The following is an 18,293-nucleotide window of genomic DNA, read 5'->3' on the forward strand; positions in this document are numbered from 1 at the left end:
ATATATACGAAACAGTATCGTTTCGATATACGGTTCCGAGGCGGAGTTGGAGAGGTCGATGTGACGACAGCGCAAACCGGGGGCCGGCGGACGCCGGGGCGGCCGCGCAGCCGGGCGGCGGAGGAGGCGATCCTGAAGGCGGCACTGGCGCTGTTCCTGGACCATGGGGTCGAGGGGGCGAGCATCGAGCGCATCGCCCGGCGCGCCGGGGTCGGCAAGACCACCATCTATCGCCGCTGGTCCTCCAAGGAGACGCTGCTGGCCCAGGCGGTCGGCCGGGTGCGCGAGGACGCCGAGCGCGACATGGGCGTCACCGACTTCCGCGACTTCGCCGAGATGCCGCTGGCCCCGACGTTGCGCCGGATGATGGAGGCGGGGGCCGAGCTGATGGCGAGTGCGGAGAACCGCAAGCTGCTGGCCCGGCTGATCGGCTCGGTGCAGAGCCATCCGCGGCTGATGCAGATCTATTGGGAGACCTATCTGCGGCCGCGGCGCGAGGCCTTCGGCGTGCTGCTGGAGCGGGCGAAGGCGCGCGGCGAGCTGCCGGCTTCGGCCGACACGGCCATGCTGCAGGACATGATGGGCGGCGCCATGCTGCACCGCCTGCTGATCGACCCGGCGCCGCCGACGGCGGAGGATCTGCGCGACTATCTCGCCCGTCTGATGCAGCAGCTCGGGCTGGCCGAGCCGGCCGAGAAGTAGCGGCGGTTCGATCCCACACCGTCATTGCGAGGAGGCGAAGCCGACGAAGCAATCCAGGGGTCGGTGCGAGCCGCTCTGGATTGCTTCGCTGCGCTCGCAATGACGGCGTTTGGTTCTGAGAGGGCTTCGTCACGCGGAAAAGGCAATGCAAACGCGCGTGCCATTCTCCATCCCGACAGGTCCTTGCCCACGAGATGCTTCAAGCTTAAAGTATCTCTCGTGGGAGGTCGCCATGCCTGTACCGGACGGATTGACGGGTAAGCATGCACTGGTCACCGGCGGGGGCGGCGGCATCGGCGCCGCGGTGAGCGCGGCGCTGGCGGCGCGGGGCGCCGTCGTGACCGTGCTGGGCCGCACCGAATCTCGTCTCGCCGAAGCCGTCGCCGCCGGCCGGGCCCGCGCCTATGCCGTGGCCGACGTGACCAGGCCGGACCAGCTCGACTCCGCCGTCGCGCGGCTGGCCGCGGATCACGGCCCCGTCGAGATCCTGGTCAACAATGCCGGGGCGGCGGAGAGCGCGCCCTTCGCCCGCACCGACCGGGCGCTGTGGGACCGGATGATCGATCTCAATCTCGGCGCGGTCTACGAGGCGACCCGGCTGGTGCTGCCGGACATGGCCGAGCGCGGCTGGGGCCGGGTGATCAACATCGCCAGCATCGCCGGGCTGACCGGCTATCCCTACGTCGCCGCCTATTGCGCCGCCAAGCACGGCGTGGTCGGGCTGACCCGGGCCCTGGCCCGCGAGGTCGCCACGAAAGGCGTCACCGTCAACGCCGTCTGCCCCGGCTACACCGACACCGATCTGGTGCAAGGCGCCGTCGCCCGGATCGAGAGCAAGACCGGCCGCAGCCCCGACGAGATCCGGGCCGAACTGATCCGCGGCAACCCGCAGGGCCGCCTGATCCGGCCGGAGGAGGTGGCGGCCGCCGTCGCCTGGCTGGCCGGGCCGGAGGCCGCGAGCGTCAACGGCATCGCCCTGCCGGTCGCCGGCGGCGAGGTCATGTGAGGCCGCAATGACCCAGTTCACCATCGCCCCGCCGCTCTCCGCTTATCAGGCCGAGCACGTCCTGTGGTCGGTCGAGGGCAAGGTGGCCACCATCACCCTGAACCGGCCGGAGCGGAAGAACCCGCTGACCTTCGACAGCTATGCCGAGCTGGTGGCGCTGTTCCGGGCGCTCGCCACCGACGGTGCGATCAAGGCGGTGGTGGTGACCGGGGCCGGCGGCAATTTCTGCTCCGGCGGCGACGTGTTCGAGATCATCGGGCCGCTGCTGGACCGCGACATGGCCGGGCTGCTCGATTTCACCCGGATGACCGGCGACCTGGTCAAGGCGATGCGCGCCTGCCCGCAGCCGATCGTGGCCGCGGTCGACGGCGTCTGCGCCGGTGCCGGGGCGATCCTCGCCATGGCGTCCGATCTGCGCCTCGGCACGGCGCGCAGCCGCACCGCCTTCCTGTTCAGCCGCGTCGGCCTGGCCGGCTGCGATATGGGCGCCTGCGCGATCCTACCCCGCATCATCGGCCAGGGACGGGCGTCGGAGCTGCTCTACACCGGCCGCAGCATGGACGGGGCGGAGGCGGAGCGCTGGGGCTTCCTCAACCGGCTGGTCGAGCCGGAGGCGCTGCTGGAGGAGGCCATGGCGCTGGCGCGGTCGCTGGCCGACGGCCCGACCTTCGCCCACGCCATGACCAAGCGGATGCTGCACCAGGAATGGGACATGGGCGTCGACCAGGCGATCGAGGCCGAGGCCCAGGCCCAGGCGGTGTGCATGCAGACCCGTGACTTCCGCCGCGCCTACGAGGCCTTCGCCGCCAAGACCAGGCCGGTGTTCGAGGGGAATTAGCGATGCCCGACCGCAGCTTCCTCGACTGGCCCTTCTTCGAGGACCGCCACCGGGAATTGGCGGCGGCGCTCGACGACTGGGCCGGGCGGACGCTGCCGGGGCTGGTCGACCATCACGACGTCGACGGCTCCTGCCGCCGCCTGGTCGCGGCGCTGGGCCAGGCCGGCTGGCTGCGCCACGCGGTCCCGGCCAGCCATGGCGGCGCGTCGGAGCGGCTGGACGTCCGCAGCCTATGCCTGGTCCGCGAGATCCTGGCCCGGCACGACGGGCTGGCCGATTTCGCCTTCGCCATGCAGGGGCTGGGCACCGGCCCGGTGACCCTGTTCGGCACGGACGCCCTGAAGGACCGGATCCTGCCGCCGGTGCGCGACGGCCGCGCCATCGCCGCCTTCGCCCTGTCCGAGCCCGAGGCCGGATCCGATGTCGCCGCCACGAGCACGACGGCAGTGCCGGACGGGCCGGATGCGGTGCGGATCGACGGGGTGAAGACCTTCATCTCCAATGGCGGCATCGCCGACCACTATGTCGTCTTCGCCCGCACCGGCGAGGCGCCGGGCGCCCGCGGCCTTTCCGCCTTCCTGGTGCCGGCCGACGCACCCGGGCTGACGGTGGCGGAGCGGATCGAGGTGATCGCGCCGCACCCGCTGGCCACGCTGCGCTTCGAGGGCTGCCGGGTGCCGCTCGAGAACCGCATCGGCGGGGCGGGGGAGGGGTTCAAGGTCGCGATGGCGACCTTGGACGTGTTCCGCTCCACCGTCGGCGCCGCGGCGCTGGGCTTCGCCCGCCGGGCGCTGGACGAGGCGCTGGGCCGGGCCCGCGATCGGAAGATGTTCGGCGGGTCGCTGGGCGACCTGCAGCTCAGCCAAGCGGCGCTGGCCGAGATGGCGACCGAGATCGACGCCAGCGCGCTCCTGATCTATCGCGCCGCCTGGGCCAAGGACCGCGGCGCCGCGCGGGTCACCCGCGAGGCGGCGATGGCCAAGCTGCATGCGACCGAGGCGGCGCAGCGCGTGATCGACCGTGCCGTGCAGCTGTTCGGCGGCCTCGGCGTCACCCGCGGCGTCAAGGTCGAGGAGCTGTATCGCGAGATCCGGGCGCTCCGCATCTACGAGGGCGCCACCGAAGTCCAGAAGATCGTCATCGCCCGCCAGCTGCTGGCGGAAACCGAATGACGGCGCAAGAAACGGGAGAGGCGAGATGGAGACGAAGAGCGCGCATGTCGACAGCTTCGCCCGCGACAACCTGCCGCCGCGGGACCAGTGGCCGGAATTCCGCTTCACCCTGCCGGCGCTGCAGTATCCGCCGCGGCTGAACTGCGTCGCCGAGCTGCTGGACCGGCACGTCGCCGAAGGCCGCGGCGGCCGGCCCTGCCTGATCGCGCCGGGCGTCGAATGGTCCTATGCCGAGCTGCTCGACCGGGTGAACCGCATCGCCCGGGTGCTGGTGCGGGACGCGGGACTGGTGCCGGGGAACCGGGTGCTGCTGCGCTCGGCCAACAACCCGATGATGGTCGCCTGCTACCTGGCCGCGCTGAAGGCTGGGGCGGTGGTGGTCGCGACCATGCCGCTGCTGCGGCCGAAGGAGCTGGCCTTCATGATCGAGAAGGCCCAAGTGCGCCTCGCCATCTGCGACGCCCGGCTGCTGCCGGACCTGGAGGCGGCGCGGGCCCAGGCGCCGGCGCTCGAGCACATCCTGACCTTCGGCGGCGGGACCGAGGCCGATCTCGAGGCCCGCATGGCGACGGTTCCGGCCGAGTTCGCTCCGGTCGACACGGCGGCGGAGGACATCTGCCTGATCGGCTTCACCTCGGGCACCACCGGGGTGCCGAAGGGGACGATGCACAATCACCGCGACATTCTGGCGATCTGCGACGCCTATTCCGGCCAGGTGCTGCAACCGAACGAGTCCGACCGCTTCATCGGCAGCCCGCCGCTGGCCTTCACCTTCGGGCTCGGCGGCCTGGTGCTGTTCCCGATGCGGGCCGGCGCCTCCTCGGTGCTGCTGGAGCGGGCGTCGCCGCCGGATCTGCTCGAAGGCATCGAGCGCTTCCGCCCGACCATCTGCTTCACCGCGCCCACCGCCTACCGCGCCATGCTGGCGCAGAAGCCGGGGCGCGACCTGTCCAGCCTGCGCCGCTGCGTCTCGGCCGGCGAGGCGCTGCCGGCCGCCACCTTCGAGGCCTGGCGCGACGCCACCGGCATCGAGATCACCGAAGGCATCGGCGCCACCGAGATGCTGCACATCTTCATCGCCTCCCGCCCCGGCGCGGTGCGGCCGGGCGCGACGGGCACCGTGGTGCCGGGCTACGAGGCCAGGATCGTCGACGCCGATTTCAACGAGCTGCCGGACGGCGAGGCCGGGTTCCTGGCGGTGCGCGGCCCGACCGGCTGCCGCTATCTCGCCGACGACCGCCAGCGCGTCTATGTCCGCAACGGCTGGAACGTCACCGGCGATACCTATCGCCGCGATGCCGACGGCTATTTCTGGTCAGGCGCGGTCGGACGACATGATCGTCTCCTCCGGCTACAACATCGCCGGGCCGGAGGTGGAGAACGCGCTTCTGACCCACCCGGCGGTGCAGGAATGCGGCGTGGTCGGCGCGCCGGACCCGGACCGTGGCCAGGTCGTGAAGGCCTATGTCGTGCTGAAGCCCGGCGTCCCGGCCTCGGCCGAGACGCGCAAGGCCCTGCAGGACCATGTGAAGGCCGAGATCGCGCCCTACAAGTACCCGCGGGCGATCGAGTTCCTCGACCGGCTGCCGCGCACCGAGACCGGCAAGCTGCAGCGCTTCCAGCTGCGCCGCATGGCCGCCGAAACCGAGGCGAAAGCATCGTGACTGCAACCCGCCCCGCCCGTGCCCCGGCGATCGCCGCTGCCGACCTGCCCGCTGCAGCCTTCACCGCGGCGCAGCCGATCCGGTTCGAGCATTGCGACCCGGCCGGCATCGTCTTCTTCGCCCGCACTTTCGGCATGATGCAGATCGCGGTGGAGGACTGGTTCGTCGCCGGGCTCGGCCTCGACTACCACGGCATCATCCGCGACCGGCGCGTCGGGCTCGGCTACGTCCGGGCCGAATGCGACTATCTGAAGCCGCTGCGGATGGGCGACCGGCTCGATCTCACCGTGCTGGTCGAGGCAATGGGCCGCAGCTCGATCGGCCTCGTCCTCCACGGACATCGCGACGGCGAGCCGGTGCTGGCCGGGCGGCTGGTGCTGGTGACGACGGATCTCGACGAGGCGGCGGCGATCCCGATCCCGGCGGACATCCGGGAAGCGGTGGAATCCTATCAGCGGAGATGCGCGACGTGACGATGATCGGTCGACCGGACGGCGCCGGGCGGGCAGGAACAGGCGGCCTGGTGACGCTGCAGCCGGAGGGCTGGCCGGCGCCGAAGGGCTATGCCAACGGCGTGATGGGGCGCGGGCCCGTGGTCTTCGTCGGCGGCCAGATCGGCTGGGACGCGGAGGGCCGCTTTGCCGACGGTCTGGTCGAACAGGTGGCGCAGGCGCTGCGCAACATCCTGGCGGTGCTGGCCGAGGCCGGGGCGGGGCCGCAGCACATCGCCCGGCTGACCTGGTACGTCACCGACATGGAGGCCTACCGCGCCAGCCTGAAGCCGCTCGGCCGCGCCTATCGCGAGGTGATGGGCGCGCATTACCCCGCCATGGCGGTGATGCGGGTGGTCGAGCTGGTCGAGCCGGCGGCGCTGGTCGAGATCGAGGCCACCGCCGTGCTGCCGGAGTGACGCGGATGATTGCCTCTCCCGCTTTCTCCTTCTTGTCATTGCCGGGCTTGCCCCGGCAATCCAGGGGCAGCCAGAGCGGCTCTTCGTGGCCCCTGGATGCCCGGGTCAAGCCCGGGCATGACAGTAAAAAATTGCTTGTGGCGGATAGGCGGCGATGATCACCCTCCGCTACGACGACCCGGACTGGTGCGAGCGGGAGTACAACCCGCGGGTCACCGTCCCCGACCTGCCGGGCGTCTTCGGCCGCTGGCTCGACACCGCCGCGGCCGCCAGGGAGCGGCTGCCGCATCAGGCCGGCATCGCCTATGGCGCGGACCCGCGCGAGACGCTGGACCTGTTCCGCGCCGACCGGCCGCGCGGCGCCGTGGTGTTCATCCATGGCGGCTACTGGCGGGCCTCGTCCAAGGACGAGGTGTCCTGGGCCGCGGCGGCGCTGGTGCCGGCCGGCTTCACCACGCTGGTGCTGAACTATCCGCTGTGCCCGCAAGTGACGATCGCCGGCATCGCGGACTGCTGCCGCCGCGCCGTCGCCTTCGCCTGGGCGAACCTGCTGGACGAAGCCGAGCGGCGATGCCTGATCGCCAGCGGCCATTCCGCCGGCGGCTACCTGACCGCTTCGATGCTGGCGACGGACTGGGCGGTGCGCGGCCTTCCGGCGGCGCCCTTCGCCGGCGGCGTCTCGATTTCCGGCGTGTTCGACCTGCGGCCGCTGCTGCGCACCAGCATGAACGAGCTGATCCGCCTGACGCCCGAGCAGGCGCAGGCCTGGAGCCTGCACGAGGTGCCGGAGCCGCGGCCGGGCGCGCCGCTGGAGCTGCTGGTCGGCGGCGACGAGACGGCAGAGTTCCACCGCCAGTCGGCGCTGATGGCGGCGGCCTGGCCGACCCTCACCCGCACGCCGGTCCCGGTCCCCGGCCGGCACCATTTCGACGTGGTGGAGGAGATCGGCCGTCCCGGCACCCCGGTGTTCGACGCGGTGCTGCGGCTGGCGCGGTGACGGGCCGGCCGGCTCAACCGCCCGGCGGCGGGACGCGGCGGCCGAGCACCCCTTCGACATAGAGCTTGGCCACCAGCGCGTAGAGCAGCACCGTCAGCGGCGTGGCGAGGAGCACGCCCAGCGGGCCGAACACCACCCCCATGGCGACGATCGAGAACAGCGTCAGCGCCATCGGCAGCGAGACCAGCCGGCGCTCGATCAGCGGCGTCACCAGGTTGCCCTCGATCTGCTGGATCGCCAGGAACAGGATCAGGACCCAGAGCATGGTCGCGGGGCCCAGGGCGGAGGCGACGAGCAGGGCGAGGACGGCGCCGGCGATCGGGCCGACGAAGGGCACGAACTCGGCGAGTCCGGCGATGAGGCCGAGCGCCGCGGCCGAGGGAACGCCCAGCAGCCCCAGCCCCAGCCCGGACAGGGTGCCGATCATCGCCATCGCCAGGACCTGCCCCTTCAGCCATTGGCGGAGGGCGGCGCCGCAATGGTCCAGCACCGCCTCCGCCCGAGCCCGTCCCCGACGTGGCAGCAGGTGGAGCAGACCCCGGCGGTAGAGGCTCGGCTCCACCGCCAGATACACACCGCCGACCACCACGAGCACCATGGCGGCAACGAAGCTGGCCAGAGCCATCGTGGCGCCGCGGACATTGCGCAGCACGCCGCCCGCGATGTCCGACGGTTCGAAATCCTCGATCAGGCGCACCAGGGCAAGCCCCCAGCGATGGTCCTCGAGCAGGTCCCGCGTCCGCGCCCAGGCATCGGGGACCATCCGGGTCAGGTGATCGAACTGGCCGGCGATCTCCGCGCCGAACAGCCACAAGCTGCCGATGGCGGCCAGCAGGATCAGGCCGATGGCGGCGCCCAGCCCGACGGCGATCGGGGCGCCCGTCCGCCGTGCGATCCAGTCCGCCAGCCCGCGCAGCAGCAGGGCCAGGAGGACCGAGGCGAAGACCAGGAGGAGGATGTCCGCGATCCGCCAGACCAGCAGCACGAGGGCGACGACGGAGACGGCGCTGAGGGTGGCGACGGCGGCGCGAAGGGCGATGCCCGCCACATCGGGCGGCATGGCGATGCACTTCCTGCATGCGGAGACGCAGATCCTGCCTGAGCAACGGCGCGGCGGACGGAACGTTCCGCCGGGCTCTCCCGGTCATGTCAGGAAACGGTCCTCCTGACCCGGCGCCGGCACCATGCAGGCGTCGCGCCGGCCGAACAGGCGGAAGCGGTTGCGCGCCAGCAGGCCGTACAGCCGTTCGCGCCAGGCGAAAGGCAGAAGTCGCAGCGCCGCCGCCAGCGACCATGGGAAGCCGAGCCCCAGCGCGGTCCGGATCACGCTCTCGGATCTGAACCATGCGATGCCGTCGGCCAGCAGGATGTTGGTCTCGTAATCTTCGGGGTCGAGGCCGTAATGGATGTAGAGCGCTCGCCCGGTCGGCGACTGCGCGGGCAGCAGCCGGAACCGCTTCGCCCGGTCGTGCCGCAGGATGAAGCGGGCCCAGCCGGAACACAGCACGCAGAGACCGTCGAAGATGATGACCGGCCGGTCGTCCGGAAAGCGCGGTACCGCCGGATCCTGCCGCCAGCTATAGGGTTCCCGCTCGATCATCCCGTTCCGGCCCGTCTCGTCGCCGCCGGACGGAGAGCCTAGGGCATCGGCGGAACCGGCGCCACGGCGCCGGGGCTGCCGCGGATTGGCAAGGCTTCGAAGATTATCAGCGAAGCAGGTCGCCACCCAGATAGCGGGGAACGGGATAGGCAATCCCATCGGTGCCCTCGGATTCGATACCGACATCCGCATGTTCCCAGAACAGGGCTCGTAGCGAGTCTCGATCCGGGATCGGATTGGGGCCTGCGAGTTCCGCGAACGCTTCCTCCGGCAGGAAAACGGCATATCCGATCACCAGGTACCGGTCAGACAGGCCGACCCGCCGGGCTGCGGCTCGGATCTGATCCGATGTGAAGCTCTCGCCGCTGCCGTAGTCCTTCTGCAACTGCGGCCAGGCTTCTCGGGCCCAACGCCGGGCGGCGGAGCGCAGCCGGACAGACTGGAAGAAGTGCCAGAACATGTCAGTATTCTCTCAGATCCCGGCAGGCGAGGCGAGGGCGTCCGCTCAGAAGCCTCCAGTCGGTACCTGGAAAGCCGCGAAGACTTTCCGGCAATGAAGGACAGGGAGGACCGCATGGCGATGTCGCTGGCCGACCATTTCCGCCAGATGGCCCGCAACAACGCCTGGGCCAATGCCCGGCTGCATGCGGCCTGCCTCAGGCTGACGCCGGAGGAGTTCGCGGCGCCGCGCACCGGCTTCTTCCCGTCGCTGCGGCGGACGCTGAACCACATCCTGGTCGTCGACCGCGCCTACCTCGCCGATCTCAAGGGCACCGGCCGGCAGTACCCCGTCGATCCGGTCCCCTATCCCGACGCGGTCGACCTGGCCGCGGTCCAGGCCCAGACCGACCGCGATCTCGTCCGCTTCTGCGACGGGCTCGACGCCGCTGGCCTCGACCGGGTGGTGCCGATCGACCGCCGCGACGGCGTCGCCTATCGCGAGACGGTCACCGCCATCCTGGCCCACCTGTTCCAGCACCAGATCCATCACCGCGGCCAGGCCCATGCCATGCTGTCCGGAACCCGGGTGAAGCCGCCGCAGCTCGACGAGTTCTTCCTCGCCTCCGACGCGCCGCGGCGGGAGGCGGAGCTGAAGCAGCTGGGGCTGGACCGGCGGTAGGGAGGTTCAGGCGCCCTTGCCCAGCTGCGCGTCGACCAGCGCCTCGGCGGCCCAGACGATCGCCTGGGCGGGGCCGTCCCGGCCGCGCAGGGTCTGGCTGATCGCATAGGCGCCCTCGACCAGCAGCACGAGGCCGTCGGCCAGCGCCTTCGGGTCGGGCGCGCCGAGCGTCTCGGCCAGCTGCAGCATCCGGCGGCGCAGCTCGCGCTTGTTCGCCTCGGCCACCCGCCGCCCGGGGTGGCTCGGGTCGGGGAACTCGGTCGCGTCGTTGGTGAAGGGGCAGCCGCGATAGTTCGGGGCGGTGGTGCGGTCGGCGAGATATTCCATCAGCGCCCGCAGCTGCGCCCTCGGATCGCCCTCATGCTTGGCGAAGGCCTTGTCCCAGCGGCGCCAGTAGTCGGCGTTGCGGTCCTCGAGATAGGCGACGACCAGGTCGTCCTTCGACGGGAAGGCGCGGTACAGGCTGATCTTGGCGACGCCCGCCTCCTTGGCGATGGCGTCGACCCCGACCGCGCGGATGCCCTGGCGGTAGAACAGCTCGTCGGCGACCGCGAAGATCCGGTCGCGCGCCCGCTTCGGCGCGGCGCCGTCCGCCGCCGCGGCCTCCCGGGTCGTCTTCGTCTGCGCCATCATCCCACCTCTCGGGGTTGACATGTGACCGACCGGTTCGTACGTCTTTCCGGCCGACGAACCGATCGGTTACATTTGGGCCGGATCGCCGCCGTTGTCCAGTCGCAACGACCATCCGCCGGAGCTGTAGGGGTACCGCCGATGACCGCCCTCGTCGCCCGCCTGGTGTCAGGCCGCACGCATTACGGCTGGATCGCGGCCGCGGTCGCCTTCTTCGTCCTGCTCTCGGCCGCCGGCGTCCGGGCCACGCCCAGCGTGCTGATCGTGCCGCTGGAGCAGGCCTTCGGCTGGAGCCGCGACACCATCTCCTTCGCCATCGGCGTGAACATCTTCCTCTACGGGCTGATGGGGCCCTTCGCCGCGGCGGCGATGCAGCGCTTCGGCATCCGTCCGGTCATCATCTTCGCCCTGGCGCTGCTGGCCGCCGCGGTGTCCGGCTCGACCCTGATCACGCAGGAATGGCAGCTGGTGCTGACCTGGGGCCTCCTGGTCGGCTTCGGCAGCGGCATCGCGGCCATGGTGTTCGGCGCCACCATCGTCAACCGCTGGTTCCAGGAGAGGCGCGGCCTGGTCATGGGCCTCCTGACCGCCAGCACCGCCACCGGATCCCTCGTGTTCCTGCCGATTCTGGCCGCGGTGGCGGAGGATTTCGGCTGGAAGCCGGTGGCCTGGGTGGTCGCCCTTGCCGTTGCCGCGATGATCCCGCTGGTCGCCCTGCTGCTGCCCGAACGGCCGCAGGATGTCGGCCTCTCGCGCTACGGCGAGGCGCCGGGCGCCGCGCCGGCCGCCGCCACCGGCAACCCGATCGTCACCGCCTTCCGCATCCTCGGCCGGGCGAGCAAGAAGCGCGACTTCTGGCTGCTGGCCGGCAGCTTCTTCGTCTGCGGCCTGACCACCAACGGGCTGATCGGCACCCATCTGATCGCCGCCTGCCTGGACCAGGGCATCCCGGTGACGACAGGCGCCGCCCTTCTGGCCGCCATGGGCATCTTCGACCTGATCGGCACCACAGCCTCGGGCTGGCTGTCCGACCGCTATTCCAGCCGCTGGCTGTTGTTCTGGTACTACGGGCTGCGCGGCCTGTCGCTGATCTACCTGCCCTTCTCCGGCTTCACCTTCTACGGCCTGTCGGTCTTCGCCGTGTTCTACGGGCTCGACTGGATCGCGACGGTGCCGCCGACGCTGAAGCTGACCAACGACGCCTTCGGCAAGGACGACGCGCCGGTGGTGTTCGGCTGGATTGCCGCGGCGCACCAAGTCGGCGCCGCCACCGCCGCCTTCGGCGCCGGGGTGATCCGCACCGCCATGGACGGCTATCTCCTGGCCTTCCTGGTCGCGGGCATCATCTGCGTCGGCACCGCCTTCATGGTGCTGGCGATCGGCCGCGGCCCGCGTCCCACCGCCGGCCGGCTGGCCGAAGCCGCCGCCTGACCATCGCGACGGGGTGGGGCGAAGCCCTGCCCCGACGGCCGCGGGGGTGGTCATCGGCCGCTCCGCGGGGCAGTCTCTCCGGCAACGAGTCGCAATCCGGGGAGAGACTTCATGGCGGACAACTGCGCCCAGGCGATCATCGACGCCTTCACCCGCAGCGGCGTGGACACGGCCTTCGGCATCCCCGGCGTGCACACGCTCGAGCTGTACCGCGCCCTCGGCCGCAACGGGCTGCGCCATGTCGCTGTGCGGCACGAGCAGGGGGCCGCCTTCATGGCCGACGGCTACGCCCGGGCCAGCGGCCGGCCGGCGATCTGCGTGCTGATCACCGGCCCCGGCCTGCTCAACGCCGCGACGGGCATCGGCCAGGCCTATTCCGACAGCGTGCCGATGGTGGTGCTGTCCACCGTCAATGCCCGCGCCGATCTCGGCCTCGGCCGCGGCGAGCTGCACGAGATGCGCAACCAGCGCCTGGCGATGGAGGGGCTGGTCGCCTCCGCCCTCACCGTGGTCGATCCGTCCCAGGCCCGTGCCGCGGCCGATCTCAGCCTGGCCCGGATGGCGCTGGGCCGCCCGCGGCCGGTCTATATCGAGCTGCCGCTCGACGTCGCCACCGCCGAGGCGCCTGAGGATTCGGGCGCGCTGCCGGCCCTGCCTCTGCCCGCGCCCAACCCGGCGGCGCTGGCGCAGGCGGCCGCGCTGCTGCGCGGGGCGAAGCGGCCGCTGATCCTGCTCGGCGGCGGCGCCGTGGATGCGGCCGCCGCGGCCCGGCGCTTGGCCGAAAGCCTGGGCGCGGTCGTCGCCTGCTCGATCGCCGGCAAGGGCATCGTGCCCGATGACGGGCCGCATTCGATCGGCGCCCGCATCGGCACCGCGGAGGGGCAGAAGCTGATCGTCGAGGCCGATGTCGTGCTGGCGGTCGGCACCGAGCTGTCGATGACCGACCGCTGGGCGCCGCTGCGCGTTCCGGGCGCGCTGATCCGGGTCGACATCGATCCCGACGTGCTGGTGCGCGACCACCGGCCCGCGGTGCCGCTGCTCTGCGACGCCGGGCTGGCGCTGGAGGGGCTGGCCGCGGCCCTGTCCGATCTCGGCGGCCGCTCCGTCTGGGCGGGCGATCTGGAGCCGGTGCGCCGGGCCGCCGACGCGGCCGAGTTCGGCGACAAGCCCGGCCATCTGGCGTTCCTGTCGCGGCTGCGCGACGCGCTGCCGGACGACGCCGTGGTGGTCACCGACATGACCCAGATCGCCTATACCGCCAACGTCGTCTTCCCGGCCCGGCAGCCGCGCGGCTGGCTGCACCCGGTCGGCTTCGGCACGCTGGGCTACGCCCTGCCGGCGGCGGTCGGCGCCAAGCTGGCGCGGCCCGACGCGCAGGTGGTGGCGCTGGCCGGCGATTACGGCCTCGGCTTCACCTGCCAGGAGCTGGGGACGGCCGCCGATCTCGGCCTGGGGCTGCCGGTCGTGGTCTGGAACAACCGCGGCCTCGGCCAGATCGCCTATGGCATGGACAAGGCGGGGATCGCGCGCCTCGGCGTCGAGATCGACCCGCCGGCCTTCGACGCCATGGCCGCGACCTATGGCTGCGGCTATGCCGCAGTCGACGACCCGCGCCACCTGCCGCAGCGTCTGGCCGCCGCCTTCGACGACAGCAAGCCGACCCTGATCGAGGTCGCGGCGGCGTAGTCCGGTCTTCCGGAACCACCCTTCGCCGGATGCCATTGCCCGGGATGACGGCCCGCGCTTCCGCGGCCGTCCTTCTCAGGTATGGAGGTTGGCATGCCCGAACGTCTCGACGGACGCAGGATCGCCGTGCTCGTCGCCAACGGCTTCGAGCAGGTGGAGATGACCGAGCCGGTCAAGGCCCTGAAGGAGGCCGGCGCCACGGTCGAGATCGTCAGCCCGGAATCCTCCCAGGTCACCGGCCACAAGCATCTCGATAAGGGCGACAGCTTCCCGGTCGACGTGACGCTCGACCGCGCGGCGCCCGAGGGCTATGACGGCCTGCTGATCCCGGGCGGGGTGCACAGCCCGGACCAGCTGCGCATGAACCAGCGGGCGCTCGATTTCGTGCGCGGCTTCTTCGACACCGGCAAGCCGGTGGCGGCGATCTGCCACGGCCCGCAGCTGCTGATCAGCGCCGGCGTGGTCGATGGCTGCGAGATGACCGGCTACAAGGCGATCCAGGTCGATCTCGAGAATGCCGGCGCCACCGTCCATGACCGCGAGGTGGTGGTCGACCAGGGCCTGGTCACCAGCCGGTCGCCAGATGACATCCCGGCCTTCAACGCCAAGATGGTCGAGGAGTTCGCCGAAGGCCGGCACAGCGGCCGGATGGCCGCGAGCTGACGCTCAGCGCTGGCGCTCGCGGCGGAGGGCGGCGAGGCGCGCGGCCGCTGTGGGCTCGGCCAGCGCTTCGCTTGCCGTCCGGTCCAGCCGCCGGCGCCAGTTCGGGTATTCGTCGATCGTGCCGGGCAGATTCGGCTGCTGCTCCAGCCCCAGCGCGTCCTCCAGCGGGATCAGCGCCAGCCGCGACGGGCTGCGGGCGACGAAGCGCAAAGCCGCGTCGACCACCGGCCCCGTTTGGTCCGGCTCGGGGCCGGCGCCGACCGCCTGCCACAGCCGGGTCCGATCGGCGTCGCGCTGCGCCCGCTCGGAAGCTCCGCCGTCGGCATATCGTCCGAGCTCCGCCCGAGCCGCGATGTCGGTGCCGCGCCACCAGCCGGCCACCGGCGGCAGGTCGTGGGTCGAGCTCATGGCCACGGCGCCGGCGTCCCAGCGCTCGGCCGGCTTGAAGCCCTCGCCCTCGCGCTCGAACCACAGCACCCGCATGCCGGCCACGGCGCGGTCGGCCAGCAGCCCCGCGAAGCCCCAGGGCAGGGTGCCGAGATCCTCGCCGATCACCACGGCGCGGTGGCGGTGCGATTCCAGCGCCACCAGCCGCAGCAGATCCTCCACCGGATAGGACAGGTAGGCGCCCTCGGTCGGGGCCATCCCGTCCGGCACCAGCCACAGCCGGGCCAGCCCCATGACATGGTCGATGCGGATGCCACCGGCATGGCGCAGAGTCGCCCGCAGCGTGTCGAGGAAGGGGGCGAAGCCGGTCTCGACCATCGCCCGTGGCGAGATGGCCGCGAGGGTCCAGTTCTGGCCGTCGGCGTTGAAGGCGTCGGGCGGCGACCCGATGCTGGCGCCGCCCAGCACGTCCGACGGACGGCTCCAGGCATGGCTGCCGGTGGCGTCCATCCCGACCGCGAGATCCGCGATCAGGCCGAGCCGCATGCCGGCCGAGCGCGCCTCAGCCTGGGCGGCGGCGAAGGCGCGGTCGGCCAGCCATTGCAGGAACAGGTGGAAGCGGACCTCGCGATCCTGCGCCGCGGCGAACTCCGCCACCGCGCTGCTGCGGGGGTCGCGCAGCGCCGCCGGCCAGCGCCGCCAGTCCCGGTCGGCCGGGTCGGCGGCCAAGCGGGCGGCGTGCAGCGCCTCGAACCGGGCATGGTCCTGCAGCAGCGATCCGCCGGCCCGGACGAAGCCGGCGAACTCCTCGGCCAGACCGCCGCCGGCCTCGGCATCGAAGCCGTCGAACAGGGTCCGGAACAGCGCCAGCTTCGCCCACGCCGCGTCCGGCCAGTCGATCAGCGTCCGGGACTCGCCGCGCCGCAGCGCCTCGGCCACGCCCGCCGCCCGGATCGCGGCGGCGACTCGACCAGCGCCGAACAGCGCGGCGGGATCGGCCAGCAGCGGGTTCAGGAACAGCCTGCTGGAGGGGGAGTAGGGGCCGAAGCGCCCCGGCTCCGCCGTGAACAGGGCATGGATCGGGCTCAGCGCCACCGCATCGGCGCCGGCGCGGCCGGCGGCCCGGGCGAGCTCGACGATGCCGCGGCTGTCGCCGATGCCGCCGTCTCCCGCGCTTCGCAGGCTGTAGATCTGCGCGGCCAGGCCCCACATCCGGCCGCCGCGGGCGACCTCGTCCAGGCCGAAGCAGCGCGGTGGCGCCACCGCCAGCGTGATCTCACGGTCGCCCAGAAGCAGCCGGTGATAGCCGGTCCGGTCGACCGGCGGGACCCAGCAGCGGCCGTCGTCGCCCGGATGCACGGTGATGTCGGTCCGGTCGCCCGACTCCAGCACCAGGACGGCGGCGCCGGTGCCGGCGGCCGGCGGAAGCGGGATCGCCTGATGGATCTGGCCGGTGACCAGAGGCGGGACGGGTGACGCCGGCTCGTCGGCACCGATCAGCGCCAGCAGCCGCTTCAGCGTCTCCGGCGCCACGCTACGGGCCTTGCCGGTGACGTCAGTCCAGTCGGGCGCGATGCCGGCCCGGCGGGCCCGGTCGCGCAAGGCGTCGTCCACAAGATCCAAAACAAGACCCTTCCCCTCGGCCACGCCGCGGCGCGGCTGTGATCATATGGAGCCGGATCTCGGATGGGAAAGGCTACGCTGGCGGAAGCGGTCTGCCGGAATCAAAATCCCGTGCCCGCAGCGGCGCTGGGCGCCATGCAGGCACGGGATCGAAATCTCGGCCGGACGGCTATCGTCCGGATCTGGCGACTCAGGCCAGGGTCAGCGAGCGCGGCATCGCCACGCTGCGGGTGCGGCGACGCTCCACCACCACGGCGCTTCCGGTGTTCGAGCGGATCGTCGAGGTGATGCGGAGGGTCGACTTCTTCGCCATCTCCGCCGCCTGGGCCTCGGCCGCGGCGCGGACCTCGTCGAGCGACAGGCCACTCAGCTCGGCGGCGATCTGCAGCCGCTCCTCGTAGTCGGCGGTCAGCCCCTCGGCGGCGTACAGCGCGTCTTCCACCGTCGGCAGCTCGCGCTTGGTGACATAGCGGACGTTCTTGACGGCAGGCATTGGATCGCTCCCGTAAACCTTCACCCGTTGCTCTGGACATTCGATCCGGCCCTGCGTCGGCCGGGCCGGTCAAATGCCCGTAAAATGTGGTGCAAAGAGGGCGGAGCTGCGGCCCGGATCGGGCTTGGCCGTGCCTCCCTGCACCTGATGAGAATAATCATACCATTTTGCGGTGCAACATAGGTTTGCAGGAAATGCTGCGGTGCAATGTCGCCAGCGAAGGGCTCGCTTCGGTCCGGCACATGTCTGTCGACAAATTAAATACAGGCGGTATCCTGGACCGGCCGCCGCGGATCGGCGGCTGATCACAGGGAGAGAGGCAGGCGATGGCGGGGCAGCGCTGGACCGGGGTCTACACGGCGATCACCACCAAGATGGACGCGGCGCAGGAGGTCGACCTGGCGGCGGTGCGCGCCGATGTCGCGTTCCAGATCGAGAACGGCGTCGACGGCATCATCTGCTGCGGCTCGATCGGCGAGGCCAGCACGCTGACCGCCGATGAGAAGATGGCCATTGCCGTGGCGTCGAAGGAAGCGGCGGGCGGCCGCCCGGTGCTGCTGACCGTGGCCGAGGATTCGACTCGCGCCGGTGTGGCGCTGGCGGAACGGGCTACGGCCGCGGGCATGGACGGGCTGATGCTGCTGCCGGCGATGCGCTACGTCTCCGACCGGCGCGAGACCATCCACCATTTCCGCACCGTGGCCCGGGCCACCAGCCTGCCGATTATGGTCTACAACAACCCGATCGCCTATTCGGTCGACATCACGCCGGAGATGTTCGCCGAGATGGCGGACGAGCCGAACTTCGTCGCGATCAAGGAATCCTCGGGCGATGTCCGCCGCATCACCGACATCCTGAACACGGTCGGCGACCGCTACGCCATCTTCACCGGGGTCGACGACCTGGCGCTGGAAAGCCTGATGCTCGGCGCCGTGGGCTGGGTCGCCGGCCTGGTCTGCGCCTTCCCGCGCGAGACCGTGGCGATCCACAAGCTGGTCGCGGCCGGTCGGATCCCGGAGGCGTTGGAGATCTACCGCTGGTTCATGCCGCTGCTGCACCTCGACGTGTCGCTGCGCTTCGTCCAGAACGTCAAGCTGGCCGAGGCGATCGTGCGCGGCACCTCGACCGTGGTGCGCCAGCCGCGGCTGGAACTGCAGGGGGCGGAGCGCGACCGGGTCGAGACCATCGTCCGCACCGCGCTGGCCAATCGGCCAGACCTGGCCAAGTACGGGCTCTGAGACCGGCGAGTCCAAGAACTGATCGTCATTCCGTGCTCGCTGCGGCGCGACGCGCCGCAGCGCCGCCGTCCATGGAACCCAGCGTCAGGTGGTGGACCGGAAGGCCGATCGGTCCCAAATCAAGAAGGTACAG

The 18,293-nt window shown here is 71.5% G+C and carries 19 protein-coding genes and 1 pseudogene; 14 read left to right on the plus strand and 6 right to left on the minus strand.

Features of this window, described 5'->3' with window-relative positions:
- The first annotated feature begins 60 nt into the window (after positions 1 to 60).
- The 9 genes and pseudogenes from G537_RS0108855 to G537_RS37080 all read left to right on the plus strand — a co-directional run bounded on the left by G537_RS0108855 (position 61) and on the right by G537_RS37080 (position 7,289).
- On the plus strand, positions 61 to 702 hold the full coding sequence (locus tag G537_RS0108855; RefSeq protein ID WP_034851041.1) for a TetR/AcrR family transcriptional regulator: 642 nt from the start codon (positions 61 to 63) through the stop codon (positions 700 to 702).
- A 232-nt stretch (positions 703 to 934) separates the two neighbouring features.
- Positions 935 to 1,708 (plus strand): SDR family NAD(P)-dependent oxidoreductase, encoded by a 774-nt coding sequence (locus tag G537_RS0108860; RefSeq protein WP_026869815.1) that lies wholly within the window; start codon positions 935 to 937, stop codon positions 1,706 to 1,708.
- Between the two features lie 7 nt (positions 1,709 to 1,715).
- Positions 1,716 to 2,546 carry an enoyl-CoA hydratase family protein gene (locus tag G537_RS0108865; protein ID WP_026869816.1) on the plus strand — a complete coding sequence of 277 codons (831 nt, stop codon included), beginning with the start codon at positions 1,716 to 1,718 and terminating at the stop codon, positions 2,544 to 2,546.
- Positions 2,547 to 2,548: 2 nt separating this feature from the next.
- On the plus strand, positions 2,549 to 3,718 hold the full coding sequence (locus G537_RS0108870; RefSeq protein WP_026869817.1) for an acyl-CoA dehydrogenase family protein: 1,170 nt from the start codon (positions 2,549 to 2,551) through the stop codon (positions 3,716 to 3,718).
- Between the two features lie 25 nt (positions 3,719 to 3,743).
- A pseudogene (locus G537_RS37075) lies at positions 3,744 to 4,871 on the plus strand (AMP-binding protein); the annotation flags it as partial.
- Positions 4,872 to 5,052: 181 nt separating this feature from the next.
- Entirely contained in the window at positions 5,053 to 5,382 is a 330-nt protein-coding gene (locus tag G537_RS45555; RefSeq protein WP_342665199.1) for an AMP-binding enzyme, read from the plus strand.
- Positions 5,379 to 5,855, plus strand: a complete 477-nt coding sequence (locus tag G537_RS0108880) for an acyl-CoA thioesterase (protein ID WP_026869818.1) — start codon at positions 5,379 to 5,381, stop codon at positions 5,853 to 5,855. The genes G537_RS45555 and G537_RS0108880 overlap by 4 nt, the downstream gene beginning before the upstream one ends.
- 2 nt (positions 5,856 to 5,857) lie before the next feature.
- Positions 5,858 to 6,292: a RidA family protein gene (locus G537_RS0108885; RefSeq protein ID WP_051248230.1), complete on the plus strand. Its 435-nt coding sequence runs from the start codon at positions 5,858 to 5,860 to the stop codon at positions 6,290 to 6,292.
- Between the two features lie 154 nt (positions 6,293 to 6,446).
- Positions 6,447 to 7,289, plus strand: a complete 843-nt coding sequence (locus G537_RS37080) for an alpha/beta hydrolase (protein WP_034851044.1) — start codon at positions 6,447 to 6,449, stop codon at positions 7,287 to 7,289.
- Between the two features lie 13 nt (positions 7,290 to 7,302).
- On the opposite strand, the gene G537_RS0108895 is transcribed toward G537_RS37080, so the two are convergent.
- From G537_RS0108895 to G537_RS0108905, 3 genes are all read right to left on the minus strand, one after another.
- Positions 7,303 to 8,349 (minus strand): AI-2E family transporter, encoded by a 1,047-nt coding sequence (locus G537_RS0108895; protein WP_026869820.1) that lies wholly within the window; start codon positions 8,347 to 8,349, stop codon positions 7,303 to 7,305.
- Positions 8,350 to 8,433: 84 nt separating this feature from the next.
- A complete protein-coding gene (locus tag G537_RS0108900) occupies positions 8,434 to 8,889 on the minus strand; it encodes a thiol-disulfide oxidoreductase DCC family protein (protein ID WP_211230333.1) in 456 nt (151 codons plus the stop codon).
- A 106-nt stretch (positions 8,890 to 8,995) separates the two neighbouring features.
- On the minus strand, positions 8,996 to 9,349 hold the full coding sequence (locus tag G537_RS0108905) for a DUF6559 family protein (RefSeq protein ID WP_026869822.1): 354 nt from the start codon (positions 9,347 to 9,349) through the stop codon (positions 8,996 to 8,998).
- Positions 9,350 to 9,463: 114 nt separating this feature from the next.
- Here G537_RS0108905 and G537_RS0108910 point away from each other — a divergent pair, with 114 nt between their 5' ends.
- Entirely contained in the window at positions 9,464 to 10,009 is a 546-nt protein-coding gene (locus tag G537_RS0108910) for a DinB family protein (RefSeq protein ID WP_211230334.1), read from the plus strand.
- A 6-nt stretch (positions 10,010 to 10,015) separates the two neighbouring features.
- Here the strand turns inward: G537_RS0108910 and G537_RS0108915 are convergent, their stop codons facing one another.
- A complete protein-coding gene (locus G537_RS0108915; RefSeq protein ID WP_026869824.1) occupies positions 10,016 to 10,642 on the minus strand; it encodes a TetR/AcrR family transcriptional regulator in 627 nt (208 codons plus the stop codon).
- A 138-nt stretch (positions 10,643 to 10,780) separates the two neighbouring features.
- Here G537_RS0108915 and G537_RS0108920 point away from each other — a divergent pair, with 138 nt between their 5' ends.
- From G537_RS0108920 to G537_RS0108930, 3 genes are all read left to right on the plus strand, one after another.
- Positions 10,781 to 12,070 (plus strand): MFS transporter, encoded by a 1,290-nt coding sequence (locus G537_RS0108920; RefSeq protein ID WP_026869825.1) that lies wholly within the window; start codon positions 10,781 to 10,783, stop codon positions 12,068 to 12,070.
- 111 nt (positions 12,071 to 12,181) lie between these two features.
- Complete coding sequence (locus G537_RS0108925) at positions 12,182 to 13,756, plus strand: 5-guanidino-2-oxopentanoate decarboxylase (RefSeq protein ID WP_026869826.1); 1,575 nt, start codon at positions 12,182 to 12,184, stop codon at positions 13,754 to 13,756.
- 93 nt (positions 13,757 to 13,849) lie between these two features.
- The gene (locus tag G537_RS0108930) at positions 13,850 to 14,419 is read left to right on the plus strand and encodes a type 1 glutamine amidotransferase domain-containing protein (protein ID WP_026869827.1); all 570 of its coding nucleotides are present in this window, start codon (positions 13,850 to 13,852) and stop codon (positions 14,417 to 14,419) included.
- A 3-nt stretch (positions 14,420 to 14,422) separates the two neighbouring features.
- Here G537_RS0108930 and malQ read toward each other — a convergent pair whose 3' ends face one another.
- Complete coding sequence (malQ, locus tag G537_RS37085) at positions 14,423 to 16,420, minus strand: 4-alpha-glucanotransferase (RefSeq protein WP_034851156.1); 1,998 nt, start codon at positions 16,418 to 16,420, stop codon at positions 14,423 to 14,425.
- Positions 16,421 to 16,619: 199 nt separating this feature from the next.
- Positions 16,620 to 16,922, minus strand: coding sequence for a hypothetical protein (locus G537_RS0108940; RefSeq protein WP_026869828.1), 303 nt, complete (start codon positions 16,920 to 16,922; stop codon positions 16,620 to 16,622).
- Positions 16,923 to 17,248: 326 nt separating this feature from the next.
- Here G537_RS0108940 and G537_RS0108945 point away from each other — a divergent pair, with 326 nt between their 5' ends.
- Positions 17,249 to 18,160, plus strand: coding sequence for a dihydrodipicolinate synthase family protein (locus G537_RS0108945; protein WP_026869829.1), 912 nt, complete (start codon positions 17,249 to 17,251; stop codon positions 18,158 to 18,160).
- Positions 18,161 to 18,293 lie beyond the last annotated feature (133 nt).

Source organism: Inquilinus limosus DSM 16000 (genome assembly GCF_000423185.1).
GTDB lineage: Bacteria > Pseudomonadota > Alphaproteobacteria > DSM-16000 > Inquilinaceae > Inquilinus > Inquilinus limosus.

Excerpts from the sequence above, each read along its gene's own strand:
- G537_RS0108860 (WP_026869815.1), top strand. The coding sequence starts at position 935 with ATGCCTGTACCGGACGGATTGACGGGTAAGCATGCACTGGTCACCGGC.
- G537_RS0108865 (WP_026869816.1), top strand. The coding sequence starts at position 1,716 with ATGACCCAGTTCACCATCGCCCCGCCGCTCTCCGCTTATCAGGCCGAG.
- G537_RS0108870 (WP_026869817.1), top strand. The coding sequence starts at position 2,549 with ATGCCCGACCGCAGCTTCCTCGACTGGCCCTTCTTCGAGGACCGCCAC.
- G537_RS45555 (WP_342665199.1), top strand. The coding sequence starts at position 5,053 with ATGATCGTCTCCTCCGGCTACAACATCGCCGGGCCGGAGGTGGAGAAC.
- G537_RS0108885 (WP_051248230.1), top strand. The coding sequence starts at position 5,858 with ATGATCGGTCGACCGGACGGCGCCGGGCGGGCAGGAACAGGCGGCCTG.
- G537_RS37080 (WP_034851044.1), top strand. The coding sequence starts at position 6,447 with ATGATCACCCTCCGCTACGACGACCCGGACTGGTGCGAGCGGGAGTAC.
- G537_RS0108895 (WP_026869820.1), bottom strand. The coding sequence starts at position 8,349 with ATGCCGCCCGATGTGGCGGGCATCGCCCTTCGCGCCGCCGTCGCCACC.
- G537_RS0108900 (WP_211230333.1), bottom strand. The coding sequence starts at position 8,889 with ATGATCGAGCGGGAACCCTATAGCTGGCGGCAGGATCCGGCGGTACCG.
- G537_RS0108905 (WP_026869822.1), bottom strand. The coding sequence starts at position 9,349 with ATGTTCTGGCACTTCTTCCAGTCTGTCCGGCTGCGCTCCGCCGCCCGG.
- G537_RS0108910 (WP_211230334.1), top strand. The coding sequence starts at position 9,464 with ATGGCGATGTCGCTGGCCGACCATTTCCGCCAGATGGCCCGCAACAAC.
- G537_RS0108915 (WP_026869824.1), bottom strand. The coding sequence starts at position 10,642 with ATGATGGCGCAGACGAAGACGACCCGGGAGGCCGCGGCGGCGGACGGC.
- G537_RS0108920 (WP_026869825.1), top strand. The coding sequence starts at position 10,781 with ATGACCGCCCTCGTCGCCCGCCTGGTGTCAGGCCGCACGCATTACGGC.
- G537_RS0108925 (WP_026869826.1), top strand. The coding sequence starts at position 12,182 with ATGGCGGACAACTGCGCCCAGGCGATCATCGACGCCTTCACCCGCAGC.
- G537_RS0108930 (WP_026869827.1), top strand. The coding sequence starts at position 13,850 with ATGCCCGAACGTCTCGACGGACGCAGGATCGCCGTGCTCGTCGCCAAC.
- G537_RS0108940 (WP_026869828.1), bottom strand. The coding sequence starts at position 16,922 with ATGCCTGCCGTCAAGAACGTCCGCTATGTCACCAAGCGCGAGCTGCCG.
- G537_RS0108945 (WP_026869829.1), top strand. The coding sequence starts at position 17,249 with ATGGCGGGGCAGCGCTGGACCGGGGTCTACACGGCGATCACCACCAAG.